At 57.5% G+C, this 19,063-nt stretch carries 16 protein-coding genes; 12 read left to right on the forward strand and 4 right to left on the reverse strand.

The window, feature by feature from the left end; genetic code table 11:
- Window positions 1-370 (forward strand): YkgJ family cysteine cluster protein (locus ACFDSS_RS03725; RefSeq protein WP_375254421.1); only part of this gene is annotated, 370 nt, incomplete at its 5' end.
- Between the two features lie 12 nt (window positions 371-382).
- Here ACFDSS_RS03725 and hisG read toward each other — a convergent pair.
- From hisG to hisS, 3 genes are read right to left on the reverse strand one after another with little or no spacing between them, the layout of a single operon-like run.
- Complete coding sequence (gene hisG, locus ACFDSS_RS03730) at window positions 383-1,072, reverse strand: ATP phosphoribosyltransferase (protein WP_375254422.1); 690 nt, start codon at window positions 1,070-1,072, stop codon at window positions 383-385.
- Window positions 1,066-2,145 (reverse strand): ATP phosphoribosyltransferase regulatory subunit, encoded by a 1,080-nt coding sequence (locus tag ACFDSS_RS03735; RefSeq protein WP_375254423.1) that lies wholly within the window; start codon window positions 2,143-2,145, stop codon window positions 1,066-1,068. Before ACFDSS_RS03735 ends, hisG begins: the two co-directional genes overlap by 7 nt.
- On the reverse strand, window positions 2,145-3,695 hold the full coding sequence (gene hisS / locus ACFDSS_RS03740; protein ID WP_375254424.1) for a histidine--tRNA ligase: 1,551 nt from the start codon (window positions 3,693-3,695) through the stop codon (window positions 2,145-2,147). The genes ACFDSS_RS03735 and hisS overlap by 1 nt, the downstream gene beginning before the upstream one ends.
- 200 nt (window positions 3,696-3,895) lie before the next feature.
- Here hisS and ACFDSS_RS03745 point away from each other — a divergent pair, with 200 nt between their 5' ends.
- The gene (locus tag ACFDSS_RS03745; RefSeq protein ID WP_375254425.1) at window positions 3,896-4,099 is read left to right on the forward strand and encodes a SlyX family protein; all 204 of its coding nucleotides are present in this window, start codon (window positions 3,896-3,898) and stop codon (window positions 4,097-4,099) included.
- Between the two features lie 24 nt (window positions 4,100-4,123).
- Here ACFDSS_RS03745 and dnaE read toward each other — a convergent pair whose 3' ends face one another.
- A complete protein-coding gene (gene dnaE / locus ACFDSS_RS03750) occupies window positions 4,124-7,618 on the reverse strand; it encodes a DNA polymerase III subunit alpha (RefSeq protein ID WP_375254426.1) in 3,495 nt (1,164 codons plus the stop codon).
- A gap of 117 nt (window positions 7,619-7,735) precedes the next feature.
- Between dnaE and ACFDSS_RS03755 the strand changes: the two genes are divergently transcribed.
- The 10 genes from ACFDSS_RS03755 (at window position 7,736) to ACFDSS_RS03800 (ending at window position 19,020) form a co-directional block, all read left to right on the forward strand.
- Window positions 7,736-8,032, forward strand: coding sequence for an ArsR/SmtB family transcription factor (locus ACFDSS_RS03755; protein WP_375254427.1), 297 nt, complete (start codon window positions 7,736-7,738; stop codon window positions 8,030-8,032).
- Between the two features lie 196 nt (window positions 8,033-8,228).
- A complete protein-coding gene (xdhA, locus tag ACFDSS_RS03760) occupies window positions 8,229-9,584 on the forward strand; it encodes a xanthine dehydrogenase small subunit (protein WP_375254428.1) in 1,356 nt (451 codons plus the stop codon).
- Entirely contained in the window at window positions 9,581-11,968 is a 2,388-nt protein-coding gene (xdhB, locus tag ACFDSS_RS03765) for a xanthine dehydrogenase molybdopterin binding subunit (RefSeq protein ID WP_375254429.1), read from the forward strand. Before xdhA ends, xdhB begins: the two co-directional genes overlap by 4 nt.
- Window positions 11,965-12,705: a xanthine dehydrogenase accessory protein XdhC gene (gene xdhC, locus ACFDSS_RS03770; protein ID WP_375254430.1), complete on the forward strand. Its 741-nt coding sequence runs from the start codon at window positions 11,965-11,967 to the stop codon at window positions 12,703-12,705. Before xdhB ends, xdhC begins: the two co-directional genes overlap by 4 nt.
- Entirely contained in the window at window positions 12,702-14,225 is a 1,524-nt protein-coding gene (locus ACFDSS_RS03775) for an ABC transporter ATP-binding protein (RefSeq protein ID WP_375254431.1), read from the forward strand. The genes xdhC and ACFDSS_RS03775 overlap by 4 nt, the downstream gene beginning before the upstream one ends.
- A 51-nt stretch (window positions 14,226-14,276) precedes the next feature.
- Window positions 14,277-15,353: an ABC transporter permease gene (locus ACFDSS_RS03780; RefSeq protein ID WP_375254432.1), complete on the forward strand. Its 1,077-nt coding sequence runs from the start codon at window positions 14,277-14,279 to the stop codon at window positions 15,351-15,353.
- The gene (locus ACFDSS_RS03785; protein WP_375254433.1) at window positions 15,353-15,718 is read left to right on the forward strand and encodes a hypothetical protein; all 366 of its coding nucleotides are present in this window, start codon (window positions 15,353-15,355) and stop codon (window positions 15,716-15,718) included. The genes ACFDSS_RS03780 and ACFDSS_RS03785 overlap by 1 nt, the downstream gene beginning before the upstream one ends.
- Window positions 15,719-15,740: 22 nt before the next feature.
- Window positions 15,741-16,655 (forward strand): ABC transporter permease, encoded by a 915-nt coding sequence (locus ACFDSS_RS03790; protein ID WP_375254434.1) that lies wholly within the window; start codon window positions 15,741-15,743, stop codon window positions 16,653-16,655.
- Between the two features lie 32 nt (window positions 16,656-16,687).
- Window positions 16,688-17,767 carry a BMP family ABC transporter substrate-binding protein gene (locus tag ACFDSS_RS03795; protein ID WP_375254435.1) on the forward strand — a complete coding sequence of 360 codons (1,080 nt, stop codon included), beginning with the start codon at window positions 16,688-16,690 and terminating at the stop codon, window positions 17,765-17,767.
- Window positions 17,768-18,054: 287 nt separating this feature from the next.
- The gene (locus tag ACFDSS_RS03800; protein ID WP_375254436.1) at window positions 18,055-19,020 is read left to right on the forward strand and encodes a type IV pili methyl-accepting chemotaxis transducer N-terminal domain-containing protein; all 966 of its coding nucleotides are present in this window, start codon (window positions 18,055-18,057) and stop codon (window positions 19,018-19,020) included.
- Window positions 19,021-19,063: the final 43 nt, after the last annotated feature.

The raw sequence follows: 19,063 nt of genomic DNA on the forward strand, positions 1-19,063 counted from the left end.
CCGAGACTGGCACAAGGACGCCTGCCCCGCACTTGACCCCGAAACCCGCAGTTGCCGCGCCTATGAAGCCCGGCCGACAATTTGTCGCTCATTTCTTTCGATGGATGCCGATGCTTGCCGCGAAAATGCAGAAGGTGGAAAGGCGCAGGGAGCCGGCCTTTTGGGAAGCCACCTTGACTATCTTGCCGTACATGCTTTGTGCCGACAGGCGCTCAGGGGGATTAGCCAGGTGCCCAGCTACAGCCTTGCCGCGACCGCAGCGGGCGCGGTAGCCGGGCAGGATTTGGAAAGCAGCCTGCATGCAGCGCGCCATAAACCAAGCGCACTCGATCAGGCCTGCAAAGAGGGGACGGCGGCAGCGGGCGGCTAGCGCAAAAGCCGTTCAGATACCAAGCACGGTTTCAAGCGCTTTGAGCATCTCGCGCTGCTCATTTGTCCACTCTCTACGGCGGCCCCGGAAGAGCGTGGCCTGACTTGCATGTATCAAACCGTCATCGAGAATTTTCAGGCCGTTCGCGCGCAGGGTTTCGCCGGTTGATGTAATGTCGGCAATCGCCTCGGCTGTCTCGTTCTTGACGGTCCCTTCGGTAGCACCTTGGCTGTCGATAAGCTGGTAATCAGCGACACCTTGATCGCGCAGGAATTCACGCACCAATCGGTGATACTTCGTGGCGATCCGCAACCGGAACCCATGTTTACGCCGAAATGCCGCCGCTGCGGCATCCAGATCATCGAGCGTGCTGACGTCGACCCACGCCTGCGGCACCGCGATAATCAAATCAGCGCCGCCAAATCCCATTGGCGCCAAAGCCGTCACACGTGCGTTCCAGTTCGCGAGCCTTTCGCGCACCAGATCAGAACCAGTCACGCCAAGATGAATGTTGCCAGCCGCGAGCTCTCGCGGGATTTCACCGGCCGAGAGCAGCACCAGTTCGACGCCCTCAATGCCATCCACCGCACCCGCATATTCCCGGTCAGACCCGGATTTGCGCAGGCCAACGCCCCGCGATCCGAACCAGTCGAAGGTTTTTTCCATCAACCGGCCTTTTGAGGGCACACCAAGCTTCAACATGCGCCCACCTCCAACGCCAGATCAGGGCGGATCACCCCGCCGACGGCGGGCACCGCACGGCCCGGCCCCAGTTGTGTGGTCAGCGCATCATATCGGCCACCAGTGGCCACGGGCGGAAGATCAGGGCGGTTGATGGCATAGAAGCCGAATACAAAGCCGTCGTAATACTCAAGCGAGGTCCGGCCATAGCTGCCTTCAAATTCAAGCGTTTCGACGTCAATACCGCGCGCGGCAAGCGCATGAAGCCTTGCATCAATTCCCTCAACCGCAGCGCCTATTGCAGGCATATCCACTGAGATATCGCGAAGCTCACTCAGGACATGCGGCGCCGTTTCGCGCAGGCTGAGGATCGCATCGATCAATGCAATCTCTTCACTGGAAATTGGCGGCGCGGCGGCGTCCGCGCGAAGCGCCTCAATCCGCGTGGCAATCTCTGCACGGCTGCGCAAACCAATATCGGGTCCCGCCCCCGCGAAAGGATCGGTCGCCTGCAACAAAGCAGCCCGAGAAGGAGGCACAGTCCCCGCGCCAAAGCGCTTCAACAGCGCCCGAAACCGGGCGGGCCGCCAAATGTGGCGAAGCAAAGCGGCCTTGCGATCATCCGTCGTCCTCAGCCCGCGAACTGCGGCCATCAGCACGCCGATATCGCCTGAAGCAGGGCGCACGGGCAGCCCGGCCAACCCCTCATATATGGCGGCAAAGACTTCCGCATCGGCCGCGGCGGGGTTCTGGCCGTCAAATACCTCATAGCCGACCTGCACATATTCATTCGCGCGGGTCTCGTCGGTTTCTTGCTGGCGGAAAACCTTGCCGGAATAGGTATAGCGCGCCGGATCAGCGCGGCTTTCCATATGCATCTGCACCACGGGCACCGTGAAATCCGGGCGCAAGACCATCTCACCGTGCAGCGGATCGGATGTGACGTAAGCGCGCGCGCGAATGTCTTCGCCATAAAGATCAAGCAGCGTGCCCGCCGCCTGCAAGACATCTGCCTTAAAAACCTGACCGCCTTTGCTGGCAAACAGATCACGCAGGCGGCGCGCCTCTTTCAGTGTGGCTGGGCTTGTCGGCATCAGTTTTGGCCATCCAGAATGTCGCGCACTTTGGCGACCATCTGATCGCGCGGCACTTCATATTGGCTGGGGCGATCTTTCCATTCTTCCAGCGTGGCGTTCTTGGCGATCTCTGCGCCAAGGATGAGGTCCTTGATTTGGACGATGCCCGCTTCAAACTCATCTCCGCCCGCAATAATCGCCACGGGAGAGGCGCGCTTGTCTGCATATTTCAACTGGTTGCCGAAGTTTTTGGGGTTGCCGAGATAGACCTCTGCCCGGATGCCCGCATTGCGCAAATCGGAAACCATGGATTGGTAATCAGCCATACGGTCGCGATCCATGACCGTGACAACGACAGGACCAACGGTAGTCAAATCAATCCGGCCCTTGGCGCGCAAGGCGGCAAGCAAACGGTCCACGCCGATAGAAACACCCGTCGCCGGAACGGCCTGCCCGGTAAAGCGCTTGACCAGATCATCATAACGACCGCCGCCAGCAACAGAGCCAAAGTTGCGCGGGCGGCCCTTCTCGTCGGTGACTTCAAAGGTCAGCTCGGCTTCATAGACGGGGCCAGTGTAGTAGCCAAGGCCGCGGACCACGGAGGGATCAATGACGATGCGGTCAGGGCCATAGCCTTGGGCGCCCAGAAGATCAGTAATGGTTTCGAGTTCTGAGATTCCCCCCGCTCCAGTCGCTGAGTCGCCCACTGCATTTCGTAAATTCTGCAACGTCTCTTCTGTCGTGTCTGCTTTAGCCGTTAAGAACTGAATGACCGGTTCAATCTGGCCTGTATTGAGTTCTACACCGTCAATGAACGCCCCGGATTCATCCAATCGCCCTTTACCAAGAAGATCGCGCACTCCCATCTCACCGACTTTGTCAAATTTGTCGATTGTACGGAGTACATTCATTCTCTTGGCCTCAAAACCGCCAGGGCCAGTAGATTGCGCCCTCTGCACTTGGCTATCAAAGTCTTGTTCGTCCAAGTTGTGGTTAAGTAATGATTTGGCATCGAAAACACGATCCAACACACCATTCAGCACTTTGCGGTTGTTCACGCGGATCACATAATCACCACGCGGGATACCCACGGCCTCCAACGTATCGGACAGCATTGCACAAATCTCTGCATCCGCGGCCACGCTTGGCGCACCAACGGTATCCGCATCACATTGATAAAACTGACGAAAACGGCCCGGTCCAGGCTTTTCATTGCGCCAGACAGGGCCCATTGCATAACGGCGATACGGGGTGGGTAAATCATTGCGAAACTGTGCATAAACCCGCGCAAGCGGTGCTGTCAGATCATAGCGCAGCGCGAGCCAGTCCTTGTCCTCTTCCCACGCAAAGACACCTTCATTGGGGCGGTCCACATCAGGCAGGAACTTTCCCAAAGCCTCAACCGTTTCCACGGCCGATGTCTCAAGCGCGTCAAAGCCATAGCGATGATAGACGGCGGCAATCTGCGACAGCATTTCAGAACGGGCGGTCACATCCGCGCCGAAATAATCCTGAAATCCTTTGGGCGTCTGCGCTTTGGGGCGCGGTAGCTTTTTGTCCTTGGCCATTGCTTTGGGTCCTGGAGGTGACATCATCTGCGGGCCGTTTAACGCGGCAGGCCCTGCGGGGCAATGCAGTCTTGCACAAGGTTGCGCCGCGAAAGCACCGCCCCTGCTTCATCTTGGCCAAAAAACTCAAATCCAGACGCGCGCAACACAGATCAACGGTTGCCCTTTCGCTCGATCGGCGCAGCGTCTAGACAGGCAATATGACTGACGTAACGCACCTTGAAGAAAAGATCGCGCACCTCACCAAAGCGATGGAGGAGTTGTCGGATATCGGTGCACGCCAAGAAACGGAACTGGCGCTGGTCACACGACGTCTGGCGATGCTGATGGAACGTGAAGCAAGTCGTGAATTGGATGCAGGCGGCACCGTCCCACTTGCCGATCAACGGCCCCCGCATTGGTAACATGGATCATGATCCATCGCCACGTTAGGCGTCCTCGACCTCAATCACGCCACCCAAGGACCGCAATGCACCTTTGATTTGCGGATTGACGGGAAACGCGTCGCCCAGGTCCAGCTCGACCTCACCCGGCAAGTCGTCATTCATCAGACAGAAGTAGACAGGCCCGCGACCGCGAACACCGTCACGCGCGGCATTCTGCAAGATTGAAGCCACCGACCCAATCACCTCCGGTCCATCGATGAACACCCGCAATCCCGCTCCGCTCGCATCTGCCACTGCGGCATCAATCGGCGAAACTGAACGACCCAGGAGCTTCAGCTGATCCGCCTCCATCGTCGCTTCGCATTGCAAGACAACCCGACAACCCGTCTCGAGGTACTCCCGCGCTGCCTCCAGCGTGTCCGAGAACATCGTCACCTCATATTGCCCCGTCGGATCAGAGAGCTGCACAAACGCGAACCGATTTCCGCGTGCTGACTTCCGCTCTTGCCGCCCCGAAACCGTGCCTGCGATCTTTACAATTGCCGCACCTCTTTCGGCACGCGCGATCACATCGTCCAGCGTCATCACCTTTTGGCGTTTCAACGCGCCCATATAGTCATCCAGCGGATGACCTGAGAGGTAGAAGCCGATTGCTTTGAATTCCTCCGCCAGCCGTTCAGCAGGCAACCAATCCTCGCCGCCCATCAAGCGCGGCTCTGGCAAATCATCGCCTGCGTCCCCGAACAATGACACCTGATTGGAGGATTTCTGGTCGTGGATCGCGGCGGAATAGCCGGTCAGCGCATCGAGGCTCAGCATCACGCGGCGGCGGTTTGGGTCAAGCACATCAAAGGCCCCTGCCCGTGCCAGCATCTCCAATGGACGTTTGCCGATCCGTTTCAAATCACAGCGACGTGCGAAATCGAAAAGGGTCACAAATTCCTTGTCGTCACGCCCTTCGACGATCAGCTTCATTGCCTCAACACCAACGTTCTTGAGCGCGCCCAGCGCATAAACGAGCTTTTGATCCTTGACGTCAAACGTCGCCTGAGAGCGGTTCACACAAGGCGGCGTATACGCAATTCCGAGACCCTTTTTGACCTCTTGGAAATATACACCCAGCTTGTCGGTCAGGTGAATATCGCAATTCATCACACCGGCCATGAATTCGACCGGATGGTTCGCCTTCAGCCATGCTGTCTGATAGCTGACAACGGCATAGGCGGCGGCGTGGGATTTGTTGAAACCGTAGTTCGCAAACTTCTCCAGAAGGTCGAAGACCTCCCGCGCCTTTTTGGGCTCAACACCGTTGGCCTTCGCGCCCTCTTCGAATTTCGGACGCTCCTTGGCCATTTCCTCCGCGATCTTCTTGCCCATCGCACGGCGCAACAGATCGGCCCCGCCGAGGCTATACCCCGCCATGACCTGCGCGATCTCCATCACCTGTTCCTGGTAGACGATGATGCCTTGGGTTTCCTTCAGGATATGGTCGATCGACGGATGAATGGATTCCAACTCCTTGAGGCCGTTTTTCACCTCGCAGTAGGTCGGAATGTTCTCCATCGGCCCCGGACGATAGAGCGCGACCAGAGCCACGATATCCTCAATACAGGTCGGCTTCATTCGTTTGAGGGCATCCATCATGCCGCTGGATTCCACCTGGAACACCGCAGTGGTCTTGGCACTGGAATAAAGCGCGTAGGATTTTTCATCATCGAGTGGGATCGCCCCGATGTCGTATTCAAACCCTTCGGGCGCGTCATAGAGCTGCGTGCCATCAGCCGCGACGCTCAACGGACGCCCGGTTTTCTCTATCAGCTCAACCGCGTTCTGAATGACCGTCAGCGTTTTGAGGCCAAGAAAGTCAAATTTCACCAGCCCGGCCTGTTCGACCCATTTCATGTTGAATTGCGTCGCAGGCATATCAGAGCGTGGATCCTGATAGAGCGGCACCAGCTCATCCAATGGCCGATCCCCGATCACGACACCCGCCGCGTGGGTCGAGGCGTTGCGCAGCAAACCCTCAACTTGTTGTGCGTAGGTCAGCAGCCGGTCGACGACTTCTTCGTTCTTTGCCTCTTCGCGCAGGCGCGGTTCATCGGCCAAGGCCTTTTCAATAGAGACAGGCTTAACCCCTTCGACAGGGATCATCTTGGAAAGCCGGTCCACCTGCCCATAAGGCATCTGTAGAACGCGACCTATATCGCGGACGGCGGCCTTGGACAGAAGCGCACCGAAAGTGATAATCTGGCCCACCTTATCGCGCCCGTATTTCTCCTGCACATAGCGGATCACCTCTTCCCGGCGATCCATGCAGAAATCGATATCGAAGTCCGGCATGGAGACACGTTCAGGGTTCAAGAAACGCTCAAAAAGCAGCGAATAGCGCAGTGGATCAAGATCAGTGATTAGCAGCGCATAAGCGACCAATGACCCCGCACCAGAACCACGGCCCGGCCCCACAGGGATGCCGTTGTCCTTTGCCCATTTGATGAAGTCCGCAACGATCAGGAAATAGCCCGGAAACCCCATGCCTTCGATAATGCCCAACTCAAATTCGAGCCGCTTTTCGTAGTCCTCAACGGAAGCCGCGTGAGGGATCACAGCAAGCCGCGCTTTCAGACCTTCCTGCGCCTGCCTGCGTAATTCCGCGATCTCATCATCGGCAAATCTGGGCAAGATCGGATCACGCTTGTAGGCCTTGAAAGCGCAGCGTCTCGCGATCTCGATTGTGTTCTCAATCGCTTCAGGCAGATCGGCAAAGAGCGTCATCATCTCCTGCTGTGACTTGAGATAGTGTTGCTGGGTCAACCGCCGACGCGGTTCCTGTTGGTCCACATAAGCGCCCTCGGAAATGCAGATCAGCGCGTCATGCGCTTCATAGAGATCGGGCTTGGGAAAATAGACATCGTTGGTCGCAACCAAGGGCAGTCCCTTGGCATAGGCCATCTCAATATGCCCGCGCTCGGAGGCTTGCTCTGCCTCTGGCAATCCATCACCGGGGTGGCGCTGCAATTCGACATAGAGCCTGTCTGGATAGATTGCAGCCAAGCGATCCATCAGGATTTCCGCCTTCTGGCGCTGACCTTGGCGCAGCAGGCGACCAACCGGCCCGTCAGGTCCGCCGGACAAGCAAATCAGCCCTTCGTGATATTGCGCCAACGCGTCCAAAGACACCTGCGGTAGCTGCCCTTGCGCATCCAGATATGCGCAAGAATTCAACTTCATCAGGTTCATGTAGCCCGCCTCAGATTGGGCGAACAAAACAATGGGGGCCGGCGCTTCCTGGCGTTTGCCCGGTTCTAAGGCGAGATAGGTCATGTCCAATTGACAGCCAATGATCGGCTGCACGCCCGCTTTTGAGGCCGCTTCGGAAAATTCCAAGGCGCAAAACATGTTGTTGCTATCGGTCACAGCGACCGCTGGCATACCCATATCCGCGATCAATCCGGGCAGTTTCTTGACCGGGATTGCTCCCTCAAGCAAGGAGTATTCGGTATGGACGCGCAAGTGAATGAATCGGGGGTCAGAGCTCATGCTTGCAGGGTAGCGGATGCGCGGGGCTCCACAAGGCCGGATTGGTCTGATTTTATCACTTAGCAAATTGGCTAAGTTAATTGACTTTGGGACAAAGCCGGACGTATTTTTCGTCACATGACCAGACAGCTCAACGCCTTTTTCGCCGCAATATCAGACCCAACGCGCCGCGCCGTGATTGAGCAGCTGGCGGCAGGGCCTGCAACTGTGACAGCGCTACACGCGCCGCACAAGATGGCACTGCCCACCTTCATGCGGCACCTCAAGGTACTGGAGGAAACGGGCATAGTCCGCTCGATAAAAAAGGGTCGCGTGCGCACCTGCCATATCGAAGCTGCCCCGCTTATCGAAGCGCAAGGATGGCTGGAGTGGCAGCGCACGATTTGGGAAGCCCGCCTTGAGAGCCTGGAATAAAACACGATGGAATTGGGCCAATCTGATGCCTGATAAATCGTTGCTTTTCTCGCGGGAGGATTGCGGTGGCACAAGTTTTTCTTGCCAAACGCCTGCGATCCCGTTTTCATGCGTGCATCACAAGAGGCAGATGTCTACGTCGCATCGACATCACAGCACCCTCGATATGATTTGGTAAGGCGGCGGGTTTTACACGATGAACGTGACGTTTCTTCTGAACGGGGAAACTGTGCAGGTCGCGGCAGATGCAACGCGCACACTGCTCGATTGGCTGCGCGAAGATGCCGGTTTATGTGGCACCAAAGAGGGCTGCAATGAAGGTGACTGCGGGGCCTGTTCGGTCATGGTCACTGATGCCGATGGCAGCAAAGCCTTCAACGCCTGCATTCTGTTTCTGCCGCAACTGCACGGCAAGATCGTCCGAACAGTCGAAGGCATCAGCGCGCCTGACGGCACACTTCACCCGGTGCAGGACGCGATGGTGGCGCAGCATGGGTCGCAATGCGGTTTTTGCACGACGGGCTTTATTGCGTCCATGGCCGTAGCGCATCACACAGGGCGCACCGACCATGATGATGTGCTCGCGGGCAACCTGTGCCGTTGCACCGGCTATGCCCCGATTATTCGCGCGGCAAAGGCGGCGGAAGCATCGCCAAGGGCCGCTTGGTTGGATGAGGCCGCTCCGAAGGTCGAGACCCCAAATTTTGCGCCCGAAAGCCTTGATGATTTGGCGGATTGGTATGCGCAGAACCCTGACGCAACGTTGATTGCGGGGGCGACTGATGTCGGTCTTTGGGTGACCAAGCAATTGCGCGATCTGCCGAATGTCGCCTTCCTCAATCGCTGCGCTGCTCTGCGCAAGATCACAATCACCAAAGAGCATATCACTTTCGGCGCCGCTGTGACGATGACCGAAGTTTTGGATGTCTTGCGCAAACACCATCCGTCCTATGCCGAAATGGTGCGCCGTTATGGGTCAGAGCAGGTTCGCAACGCAGCAACGATCGGCGGGAATATCGCCAATGGCTCACCGATCGGGGACAACCCGCCTGCCTTGATTGCATTGGGTGCAACACTCCACCTGCGCCACGGCGCGACCACGCGTGACACTGCGCTGGAAGACTTCTTCATCGCCTATGGTAAACAAGACCGCGCAGCAGGCGAGTTGGTGACGGGCGTCACACTGCCAAAATCCGCGCCGGATCTGCGATGCTATAAGATCTCGAAACGGTTCGATCAGGATATTTCCGCGGTTTGTGGCTGCTTCAACATATCCGTGCGCGAAGGGACAATTGATCTTGCAAGGATCGCTTTTGGCGGGATGGCAGGCACGCCGCATCGCGCCTCTGCCGTCGAAGCTGCGCTGATTGGCAAGCCATGGACGCAAGAGACAATCAAGGCGGCGGCCACAAAATTCGCGGATGATTACGCCCCTATGAGCGACATGCGCGCCAGTGCTGCCTACCGACTGGAGACTGCACAAAACTTGCTGCATCGCTATTTCGCTGAACGCAGCGGAAAGGCGACCAACGTGCTGGAGGTCGCGCCATGAGTGTCGCAAAACCTCTGCCCCATGATGCGGCAAAGCTGCATGTGACAGGAGCGGCCCGCTACATCGATGATTTGCCCACGCCGGAAGGCACGCTGCATCTGGCCTTTGGCACATCCCAGATAGCCTGTGGCACCTACGGCGACCTGGACCTGTCGGAGGTTCGCGCTGCCGATGGGGTCGTCACCGTCCTGACCGCCGATGACCTGCCGTTTGAGAACGACGTCTCACCTTCGATCCACGATGAACCTCTTTTGGCGACGGGGACCGTTCACTATTTGGGGCAGCCTTTGTTTTTGGTGGTTGCCACGTCGCATTTGGCGGCGCGCAAGGCTGCACGCAAGGCAAAGGTGGCTTACGCCGAAGAAACGCCAATCCTTTCAATCGAAGATGCTTTGGCCGCAGAAAGCTTCTTTGACGATGGCCCTCGTGTCTGGACCAAAGGCGATGTTGAGGGCGCACTGGGACAGGCCGCGCACCGACTGTCGGGGCAGATCGACATGGGTGGGCAGGAACATTTCTACCTCGAAGGTCAGGCCGCGCTCGTGCTGCCGCAAGAGGGGGGCGATATGGTTGTGCATAGCTCGACCCAGCACCCGACCGAGATCCAGCACAAAGTTGCCAATGCGCTTGGCTTGCCAATGCACGCTGTGCGCTGCGAAGTGCGCCGGATGGGGGGGGGCTTTGGTGGCAAGGAAAGTCAGGGCAACGCATTGGCCGTGGGATGTGCCGTCGCTGCGCGCTTGACGGGGCGGCCCTGCAAAATGCGCTACGACCGTGACGACGATATGATGATTACCGGCAAGCGCCATGATTTTCGGATTGCCTATAGTGTCGGGTTTGATAGCGATGGCCGCGTTTCCGGCCTGGACTTCACCCAGATGACCCGCTGTGGTTGGGCGCTGGATTTATCAATCCCGGTTGCCGACCGTGCAATGCTACATGCCGACAACGCCTATCATTTGCCTGCGGTGCGGATCACCTCCTATCGGTTCAAAACCAACACCCAATCGGCAACGGCCTTTCGCGGTTTTGGTGGCCCGCAGGGTGTTCTGGGCATTGAGCGGGTGATGGATCATATCGCCGCCACCCTTGATTTGGATCCGGTGCTGGTCCGGCAGCGGAATTACTATGCCGCGATGGATGCAGGGGGGCTGTCTGCCCCCCACGCTGCGCGTCCCCCCGAGGATATTTCAGCTCAGAAGAAACCGGGAACCGGCTCACGCTATGCGGGGCCGCATTCGCCAAAATCAGAGGTGCAGACGACGCCGTATCATATGCCAGTCACGGATTTCATTTTGCATGAGATGACCGCGAGGCTGTTGGCTGACGCTGATTATGCTGGCCGCAAGGAGGCTATTGCGCGCTGGAATGCTCAGAATGATATCCTCAAGAAGGGAATGTCCTTCGTCCCTGTGAAGTTCGGCATTTCCTTTACGCTGACACACCTGAACCAAGCAGGCGCTTTGGTGCATGTTTATCAAGATGGCTCTATCCGGATGAACCATGGCGGCACGGAAATGGGTCAGGGCTTGTTTCAGAAAGTGGCCCAAGTCGCCGCAAGTCGATTTGGTGTCGATGCGGGTCATGTCAAGATCACGGCAACCGACACCGACAAAGTACCCAATACCTCCGCTACCGCTGCATCCTCTGGCACGGATCTGAATGGGATGGCTGTGGCGCAGGCTTGCGATACTATTCGTGACCGGATCGCGCTGTGTCTGAGTGAATTGCATGGCGTTGATGTCGCAGACGTCCGATTTAAGAAAGGCCAGGTGTTCGCCGGCCCTGACCAGATGAGCTTTGCGGATGCCGTGCAAATCGCCTACCTCAATCGTGTCAGCCTTTCCGCGACCGGGTTTTACAAGACGCCTGATCTGTCATGGGACCGTATTGAAGGCAAAGGAAGGCCCTTTTTCTACTTTGCCCAAGGCGTGGCGATTACAGAGGTGGTGATCGACACCTTGACCGGTGAGAACCGCATCTTGCGGACCGATGTACTGCATGATGCCGGCACTTCGCTGAACCCTGCTTTGGATATCGGCCAAATCGAGGGGGCCTATGTCCAGGGTGCCGGTTGGTTGACCACCGAAGAACTTGTCTGGGACGACAAGGGCCGGTTGCGGACCCATGCGCCCGCGACTTACAAGATTCCCGCCTGTTCGGACCGGCCCGATATCTTCAATGTCGCCCTTTGGGATCAACCCAACCCCGCGCAGACAATTTACCGTTCAAAAGCGGTTGGTGAGCCGCCGTTCATGTTGGGTATTTCGACCTTTCTGGCGTTGTCGGATGCTGTTGCCGCCGCCGGACCGCATTATCCTGACCTTCAGGCTCCGGCGACGGCACAAGAAGTTCTCCGCGCTGTCGGGCGGGCACGCGCATGAGCGCGGCGATCCGGATAACCGTCACCAAAACCGCGGGCTCTGCACCGCGTGACGCGGGCGCGCAGATGCTCGTTTGGGCGGACCGGACCGAAGGCACGATCGGCGGCGGTACGCTTGAGTGGGAAGCGATGGCAGAGGCGCGTCGGATGTTGCGCGACGGTCGGGCGACGCATCAGGCGACAATCCCGCTTGGCCCTGCTTTGGGTCAATGCTGTGGAGGGTCAGTGAGCTTGGACTGGCAGATTGCAGATACGTTGCAGTCTGCCGATGCCCAGCCACTTTGGATTTACGGCGCGGGCCATGTGGGGCGTGCGATTGTGCGTGTCATGGCGCCCCTGCCCGGATTTGACATTACCTTGATAGACACGTCGGCGGACAGGTTTCCAGATACGGATGTCACCACTTTGGTCGCCGCTGATCCGGCGCGCGTTGTCCCGCACGCGCCCCAAGATGCCCACCACCTGATCCTGACCTATAGCCATGAAATTGACCTCGCAGTATGCCATGCCGTTCTCTGCCACCGGTTTCAGAGCGTTGGCCTGATCGGTTCTGCGACGAAGTGGGTGCGTTTCAAGCGCAGGCTTGCTGCATTGGGGCATGACACTGCGCAAATCGCGCGCATTGCCTGTCCTATTGGCGATCCAAGCTTCGGCAAACACCCCTCAGAGATTGCACTTGGCGTTGCAACTGCCATGATCGCCAGACAACCGAGCCGCACCAAGGAGCGCACAGGATGACAGAGCCGCTTTTGCGCCTTTCGGGGCTGACGAAGGCCTACCCGGGGGTGGTTGCCAACAATGATGTCTCTTTCGATATCGGGACGGGTGAAGTGCACGCGCTGCTCGGTGAGAACGGTGCTGGAAAATCGACCCTGGTCAAGACGATCTATGGGCTGGTGAAGCCGGATGCAGGCACCATGACGCTTGAGGGCAAGGCGTTTCAGCCACCTGAACCGCGTGCGGCGCGCGCGGCGGGAGTGGCGATGGTGTTTCAGCATTTTTCGCTTTTTGATGCGATGAATGTCGCCGAAAATATCGCTCTGGGTATGGAAAACCCGCCCCCGCAGGCGGAAATTGCAGCCCGCGTGCGGACAGTTTCCGACCAGTACGGGTTGCCGCTTGATCCTGACCGTATCGTGGGGGAGCTGTCGGCGGGTGAACGTCAAAGGGTCGAAATCATCCGGTGCCTACTGCAAGATCCAAAACTGCTCATCATGGATGAGCCGACATCGGTACTCACCCCGCAAGAGGTGGCAATCCTGTTCGAAACCCTGCGCCAGTTGAGCCGTGAAGGAACGGCGATCCTCTATATCTCGCACAAGCTCGAAGAAATTCGCAGTCTTTGTGACAATGCGACCGTGTTGAGGCTTGGGCAGGTGGTGGGCACTTGCGATCCGCGCTCCACATCGGCCCGCGATATGGCAGAGCTTATGGTTGGTACGAAACTGCATGTCCCCGAAAAAGCGGCCCGCCCTGCGGGTGAAACCGTGCTGGAGCTCAAGGCGCTTTCAGCCCCCGCGCCGCACCGGTTCGGGACGCCATTACGCGACATCAGCGTCGCGGTGCAAATGGGCGAAGTCCTCGGGATTGGTGGTGTTGCTGGCAACGGACAGGATGAGCTGGTTGCGGCATTGTCGGGTGAAATGAAGACGGTCAAGGCGATGGTCACCTACAAGGGCGCCGAAATCGGACATCTGCCACCCAATGCAAGGCGCAAGATTGGATTGCTGACGGCACCCGAAGAACGGATGGGCCATGCCGCCGCACCCGATATGAGCCTGACGGAGAACGCTATTCTTACGGCGACCACGCGGCAGGAACTGACGTCGCGGGGTTTCTTGCATTGGCCCAAGGCGCGAGCGTTTGCACAGGGCGTGATTGAAGCATTTGATGTACGCACGCCGGGGCCGCAGAATGCGGCACGGTCCTTGTCGGGCGGAAATTTGCAAAAATTCGTCATTGGGCGCGAGATTATGCAAAACCCCGAGCTACTGGTTGTCAATCAGCCCACATGGGGCGTTGATGCCTCTGCTGCCGCGGCGATCAGGCAGGCCTTGCTGGATTTGGCCGCAAAAGGGACCGCTGTAATTGTCATCAGTCAGGATCTTGATGAACTGATGGAAATCTCGGATCGTTTTGCCGCTTTGAACGAAGGTCGCTTATCGCACCCGCGTCCTGCGGCGGGGCTCACGGTGGAAGAAATTGGTCTGCTGCTGGGTGGTGCGCATGACATGGAGGTGGCGCATGTTGATGCTTAAGGGCGCCTCCGGCGGGAGTTTTCAAGGCAAGATGATAAGCGGAGTTTGTGCATGATTATGCTTGAAAAGCGTCCGCAGCCCTCACGGGCCTGGGCCTATGTGACCCCATTATTGGCGGTTGCACTGACGATGGTGTTTGGTGGCATCCTTTTTGCCGTTTTGGGCCAAAACCCTTTTGAGACGATCCGTACGATCTTTTTGGACCCTCTGTTTTCTGAGTTTGCCTGGTTTTATCGCCCGCAGATTCTCATCAAGGGTGCACCGCTGGTTTTGATCGCGATTGGCCTGTCCTTTGGATTTCGCGCGGGCATTTGGAATATTGGCGCTGAGGGGCAGTATATCGTTGGTGCGATTTGCGGCGCTGGTGTTGGCCTCGCCTTTTATCCACTGGAGTCTTTCGTTGTCCTGCCTTTGATGATTGCCGCCGGAGCCTCTGGCGGCTTTTTGTGGGCGATGATCCCCGGTTTTCTGCGCGTCCGCTTTGGCACGAATGAGATCCTGGTGTCGCTGATGCTGGTATACGTGGCCGAGCAACTCCTTGCGTCGATGGCCTTGGGTGCGATGCGTAACCCTGATGGTATGGGGTTTCCCGGCAGCCGCAACCTGTCACAATATGATGCCGCAACAAGCTGGATCAACCAGAATGCCGGGATGCATTGGGGTGTGGTCTTTGCGTTTATCGCGGTCATCTTTGCGTATATCGCGCTGTCCCGGCATATCTTTGGCTTCAATGTCCGCCTGTCTGGTCAAAGCCCGCGTGCTGCGCGTTTTGCCGGTGTGAACCCGGGCCGTCTGGTGTTGGTTTGCATGGGTATTTCCGGCGGACTTGCTGGTCTTGCCGGGCTCTTTGAGGTGGCCGGTCCTGCGGGTCAGATCAGCATTGATTTCAATGTGGGCTACGGGTTCACTGCGATTATCGTGGCCTTTCTGGGCCGCCTGCATCCGGTCGGGATCCTATTGGCCGGTGGCCTTTTGGCGCTGACCTACATCGGGGGCGAGATCGCGCAATCCAACCTCGGGCTGCCGCTTGCCGCGATCCAGCTTTTGCAAGGGATGCTGTTGTTTTTCTTGCTCGCGGTGGACGTGTTGACGAATTATCGGCTGACTACACGAAAGGTGTCAATCTGATGAAGCAGGGCACGATCATGAACGATATCGTCGATGCAGGCTTTCGGCCAATCATTGGCTTCTTTGTTGGATTTTCCTTGGGCAATGCCATACAATTTGCGCAAGAAACCAGTGTGTTGATTGCGGTGATCTTCACGTCCGTGATCGCTTTAATCGCCCTTGGAGTCGTTTTTTTTGACCGTATGTACTGGCGCGCAAATAATGCGTTCTTTGCGAAGATCGGCTGGGACACAAAGACAAAACCGGCCCGCAAGCATGCAAAATACCGCAAACACTGGTTCGTTCGCTTTGGCTGGATTCCATGTGTTCTGTTGGGCGCTGTCTCGGCCTTTGTTCTGCCCGAGGAGATAATTGCATGGCTCTGACACCCCACAAAGAGGCACCGTGATGGATCTTTCGTCAATCAATCCAATCCTCTTGTTGGCCTCGCTGATGGTCGCAGCCACCCCGATTTTATTGGCCGCAATCGGAGAACTCGTCGTTGAGCGCGCGGGTGTGCTGAACCTCGGCGTCGAGGGCATGATGATAACGGGTGCCGTTTGCGGTTTTGTCGTCGCGGTCGCCACGGATTCACCCTTGCTGGGGTTCATCGGAGCTGCGATTGGTGGCGCATTATTATCGCTCGTTTTTGGGTTTCTGACCCAGACCCTGCTGTCAAATCAGGTGGCAACCGGTTTGGCATTAACCCTTTTCGGACTGGGGCTTTCTGCGTTGATGGGCCAAGGCTACATCGGGATCAAAGCACCCAGCTTTCCTGATTGGGATATTCCGCTACTAGGTGACATTCCGATCATCGGCCCGATCGTGTTCCAACATGACCCGATGGTCTATGTCGGGCTATTCATTGTTGCGGCGGTCTGGGCTTTTCTGAAATATTCGCGCGCAGGTCTTATCCTGCGGGCCGTCGGTGAAAACCATGAGGCGGCCCATGCGTTGGGCTACCACGTCATTCGCGTTCGTCTGTTGGCGATCATGTTTGGCGGTGCCTGCGCAGGTCTGGGCGGTGCGTATCTGAGCCTTGTACGCGTGCCGCAATGGACCGAAGGCATGACCGCAGGCGCAGGCTGGATTGCGCTGGCGATTGTTGTCTTTGCGAGCTGGCGTCCGGGCCGGCTTTTACTCGGTGCCTATTTGTTTGGCGGGGTGACTGTTTTGCAGCTAAACCTGCAAGCAGCTGGTGCCGCCATCGCGGTCGAGTATCTTTCTATGGCCCCCTATCTGGCAACCATCGCCGTTCTGGTTATTATGCGGGCGGGACGGGCGCCGGGATCACTGGGCCAATCATTCCATGCCTCACGCTAGAGGCGCTACGCAAGACCACCAAGGGGAAACACATGAACATCAAATCAATTCTAACAGGGGCGACATTCGCGCTAGGCATGGCCGGCGGGGCTGTTGCGGAAGGCCACGATCCGCTCACTGTCGGCTTTGTCTACGTCGGGCCAATCGGCGACGGCGGCTGGACCTACGAGCATAACAAAGGCCGCCTGGCCGTTGAAGAAGCGCTGGGTGATGCGGTTGAAACCGTTTACGTCGAAAGCGTCCCCGAAGGCCCTGACGCAGAGCGCGTCATGACACAGATGGCACTGCAAGGTGCTGACCTGATTTTCACCACGTCTTTTGGCTACATGGACCAGACAATCGCAGTGGCTGAGCGTTTTCCTGATGTGAAATTTGAACACGCCACCGGCTACAAGCGTGCCGATAACGTCTCGACTTACTCTGCGCGTTTCTATGAAGGTCGTGCGGTTCAAGGCCACATAGCTGGCCAAATGACCGAAAGTAATGTGATCGGCTATATCGCGTCCTTCCCGATCCCGGAGGTTATCCGTGGTATCAACTCTGCCTTTATCCATGCACGCGAAGTCAATCCCGACGTCGAATTCAAGATCGTCTGGGCCTACACATGGTTTGATCCCGCAAAAGAAGCTGAAGCCGCAACCGTTCTGATCGAGCAAGGCGCCGACGTGATCTTGCAACACACTGATTCGACAGCACCGCAGGCCGCCGCGCAGGCCGCAGGCAATGTTGTGACATTTGGTCAGGCCTCCGACATGGCAGAATTCGGTCCATTCCCGCGTGTTTCCTCGATCATTGACGACTGGGCGCCATATTATATCGCGCGCACCCAAGCCGTCATTGACGGCACATGGGAGAGCACCGACACATGGGATGGCATTGGCCCGGGCATGGTCGCTATTGGTGAGATCTCTGACGCGGTTCCAGCCGACGTCAAGGCCTCTGCCGAGGACCTGATCGAGCGCCTGCGCACGGGTGAATACCATGCGTTTACTGGCCCGATAAACCGTCAGGACGGGTCTGTGTGGCTGGCTGCCGGTGAAACGGCTGACGATGGAACGCTGGCGGGGATGAATTTCTACGTCGAAGGCATCGAGGCTGAAATTCCGCAATAAGCCGGGTTAGAAGACAAAAATGAGAGGCCTCGCAAATTGCGGGGCCTTTTTTGTGGCAAGGCGCTGTGCATAATCTGGCGCGCTCTATCCACCGGGAATGTGCGCATCGCTGAAATCTGAGCGTTGGACGCATCGGGCAATTTCGGCTAGGGTTTTGTTTACGTTATCGCGGTACGTGTTTTGTGCCGTTGTTTTTAAGAGTGCGGCAAGTGGGGCTTTCTTCCGCTCTTGTCTGGATTGTTAACCGTCAGGGCATCTGCACCCTGCCGCCCGGGGGAAGATTTTTCATGATCCGTTTCGTTGGGGCCCTTTGGGTCGAAGTATTCACCTATGCTCGTATGATCTGTGCAGCAACGGTCGTCGCATTCGGCCTGCCGGCATTTGCGCAGTCCTCTGCTTCATTTGAAAATGGAACGATCACTCTCGCGCTTGCGCGGTATGCGGAGGACGCGGATACAAGCCAGCGGATCGACCTATCTGGCAAGCTGCGGATGCTGAGCCAACGCGTCGTGGCGGAGGCATGTTTTGTGCAGGCTGGCATCGCAACCCAAGATACTATTCCCGCTCTGAAGGCGACGATCTTTCAGGTGAGTGCCATTTTACATGCGTTGGAATTTGGAAACACAAGCATGGGTGTTTTCGGCGCTGAAGACCGTCGCAAGACGCTTGCAGGGATCGCGCAGTTCAACGGTCTCTGGGCGTCGATGCAGTCCAAGGCGTTGACCATCGCGCAAGGTGACGGCACTGCTGACGATGTTGCCAAGCTGAACGCGCAAGGCACGGAACTGTTGCGCGCCGCTTATATGCTGGTGACAACCATCACGACGCAATACGCCAATCCCGCAGAAATGCGGCAGGCTGACGCAATGGTCATTGATCTCGCCAGACGCCAGCAGTTGTTGACCCAAACGATGTCAAGAGACGTATGTCTGACTGTTGCAGGCATTGAAACTGAAGACGCTCTTGATACGCTGACCACGGCGCGCGCAGCATTCAATAGCTCACTTGGAGCGTTGTCCGCGGGGATGCCAAGCCTCGGCATTCAGGCCCCGCCGACAAGCAAAATTGACGCCAGCCTGTCAAATTTGCGGGCCATCTGGTTTGACATGCGGCAACCTATCGATGCGCAATTGTCCGGTGCCTCGCTCAATCAAGCCCAGTTGTCCGCTGTCTTCTACGGAGCGAGTGATCTGACCCGCCGAATGAATAGCGTCGTTGCGCTCTACGCTGCGGCGTCGCGATTTCAATCTTAGGCCAAGCGTCGCAATTTCATCTGGGAAATTCCTGCTCGCTCCG

Source organism: Yoonia sp. (assembly GCF_042093035.1).
Taxonomy (GTDB): Bacteria; Pseudomonadota; Alphaproteobacteria; order Rhodobacterales; family Rhodobacteraceae; genus Yoonia.